Here is a 2,844-nt window from a genome sequence, read left to right as displayed (position 1 = left end):
GAAAATGGAACGCCATCAACAGCTATTAGTGCTAGAATGGGAATGGAAGCTACTAGTTTGACAAGAACACTAAAAACATTAGAAGAAAAAGGATTAATCATTCGAAAGAAAAATCCAGATGATGGAAGAGGTGTTTTAATTTACTTAACTGATTTTGGAAAACAAATGAGAGCACAGTCTAAGGAAACTGTTATAAAATTTAATGAGTCCATTCGAAAGAATATTTCTGAAGAAAAACTTCAAAATTTCATGGAAGTTGCCGACACAATAAATGAATTAATTACAGAAAAAAAAATATTTTAAAGTCTATTTTTAAATTTGAATTATAAATTCTAAATGATTCAAAATAAATGAGACCAAATAATTTAAAATTCAAAATTTATAATTTAAAATAACATAAATGAAGAGGATAATCAAAAAAGTGGCAGTAGTAGGATCCGGAATTATGGGTTCGGGAATCGCTTGTCATTTTGCCAACATTGGTGTTGAAGTATTGCTTTTGGATATTGTCCCAAATGCACTTACCGAAGACGAAGAAAAAAAAGGATTGACTTTAGAAAGTAAAGTAGTTCGCAACCGCTTGGTTAACGAACATTTAGCAAATGCTTTAAAATCAAACCCATCCCCTATTTACAGTCAGAAGTTCGCCAGCAGAATTACAACTGGAAACACCACTGATGATATGGCAAAAATAGCCCATTACGACTGGATAATTGAAGTGGTTGTCGAACGTTTGGATATCAAGAAATTAGTCTTTGAACAAATCGACAAATTCCGCAAACCAGGAACTTTGATTACTTCCAACACCTCTGGAATTCCAATCAACTTTATGAGTGAAGGAAGAAGTGATGATTTTCAAGCCCATTTTTGTGGAACGCATTTCTTCAATCCAGCACGCTATTTAAAATTATTCGAAATCATTCCTGGACCAAAAACTTCTCAAGAGGTATTGGATTTCTTGTTTGAATACGGTTCCAAATATTTAGGTAAAACATCGGTTATAGCCAAAGATACTCCAGCATTTATTGGCAATAGAATTGGAATATTTGGTATTCAAAGTTTATTCCATTTGGTAAAAGAAATGGGATTAACTATTGAAGAGGTAGATAAACTAACTGGACCAGTAATTGGCCGACCAAAATCAGCTACGTTTAGAACTGTTGATGTGGTTGGGTTAGATACATTGGTGCACGTTGCTAACGGAATTTATGAAAATTGTCCAAATGACGAAGCACACGAACTGTTCAAACTACCAGATTTCATTATTAAAATGATGGAAAACAAATGGCTTGGTAGTAAAACAGGTCAAGGTTTTTATAAAAAAGTAGATAAAGAAATCCTTTCTTTAGATTTAGATACTTTAGAATATCATTCTGTCAAAAAAGCTTCTTTTCCTACTTTAGAACTAACAAAAACTATCGATAAACCTATTGATAGATTTAAAGTTCTCGTAAAAGGAAAAGACAAAGCAGGTGAATTTTACAGAAAATCATTTTCTTCAATGTTTGCTTATGTTTCCAACAGAATTCCTGAAATATCAAACGAATTATATAAAATTGATGATGCCATGAAAGCTGGTTTCGGTTGGGAAAACGGACCTTTCGAAATATGGGATGCCATTGGTGTTGAAAAAGGTATTGCCTTGATGCAAGCCGAGGGCTATCAAGCAGCAAGATGGGTTACTGAAATGCTAGCGTCTGGAAATTCTAGCTTCTACACTGTAAAAGAAGGTGCAACTTACTTCTACTCTATTACTACTAAAACGCAAACCAAAGTTCCTGGACAAGATAGTTTCATTATCCTTAATAATATTCGCGAAAGCAAGAAAGTATGGAGCAACAGTGGTGCTGTAATTCATGATTTAGGTGATGGTATCTTAAACCTTGAATTTCAGTCAAAAATGAATACTATTGGTGGTGATGTTTTAATGGGAATTAACAAAGCCATTGACCTTGCTGAAAAAGAATACAACGGATTAGTTATCGGAAACCAAGGTGCTAATTTCTCAGTTGGTGCCAATATCGGAATGATATTCATGATGGCAGTCGAACAAGAATACGACGAGTTAAACATGGCAATCAAAATGTTTCAAGACACGATGATGCGTGTGCGTTATTCAGGAATTCCAGTAATCGTAGCGCCACACGGAATGACACTTGGTGGTGGGTGCGAAATGAGTATGCATGCCGATAAAGTGGTTGCTGCAGCAGAAACCTACATAGGTTTAGTAGAATTTGGCGTTGGTGTAATTCCTGGCGGTGGTGGTTCTAAAGAAATGACTTTACGAGCTTCCGACTTATTCCGTAAAAACGATGTAGAACTAAATGTGTTACAAGAATATTTCATGACAGTTGCCATGGCAAAAGTAGCCACTTCGGCTTACGAAGCTTTTGACATGGGCGTTTTACAAAAAGGAAAAGATATTGTCGTAGTCAATAAAGACCGCCAAATAGCCGAAGCTAAAAAACACGCATTATTATTAGCTGAAGCTGGTTATACACAACCTATTCGTAGAACTGATGTAAAAGTATTAGGACAACAAGCACTTGGAATGTTCTTAGTAGGAACTGACCAAATGGTGGCCGGAAAATACATCTCAGAACACGATCAAAAAATTGCCAATAAACTAGCGTATGTTATGGCTGGTGGAGATTTATCTGAACCAACTCTAGTAAGCGAACAATATTTATTAGACATTGAAAGAGAAGCTTTCTTGAGTTTGTGTACAGAGCGAAAAACATTAGAGAGAATTCAGTTTATGTTAACTAAAGGAAAACCATTGAGAAATTAAAATTATGAAAACAGCCTACATAGTAAAAGGATACAGAACAGCGGTAGGAAAAG

The 2,844-nt window shown here is 35.1% G+C and carries 2 protein-coding genes; both read left to right on the top strand.

Annotation, left to right across the window (positions count from 1 at the left end):
- A partial coding sequence (locus ACOYLT_RS11380; protein WP_422853961.1) for a MarR family winged helix-turn-helix transcriptional regulator occupies positions 1–303 on the top strand: 303 nt, incomplete at its 5' end.
- Between the two features lie 97 nt (positions 304–400).
- Positions 401–2,791, top strand: coding sequence for a 3-hydroxyacyl-CoA dehydrogenase/enoyl-CoA hydratase family protein (locus tag ACOYLT_RS11375; protein WP_422853960.1), 2,391 nt, complete (start codon positions 401–403; stop codon positions 2,789–2,791).
- Positions 2,792–2,844 lie beyond the last annotated feature (53 nt).

It is taken from the genome of Flavobacterium sp., assembly GCF_049318185.1.
In the GTDB taxonomy this organism is placed as follows: Bacteria; Bacteroidota; Bacteroidia; order Flavobacteriales; family Flavobacteriaceae; genus Flavobacterium.
Note: the sequence above shows the minus strand (reverse complement) of the source record. Positions and strands in the feature narration are given on the sequence as shown.

Excerpts from the sequence above, each read along its gene's own strand:
- ACOYLT_RS11375 (WP_422853960.1), top strand. The coding sequence starts at position 401 with ATGAAGAGGATAATCAAAAAAGTGGCAGTAGTAGGATCCGGAATTATG.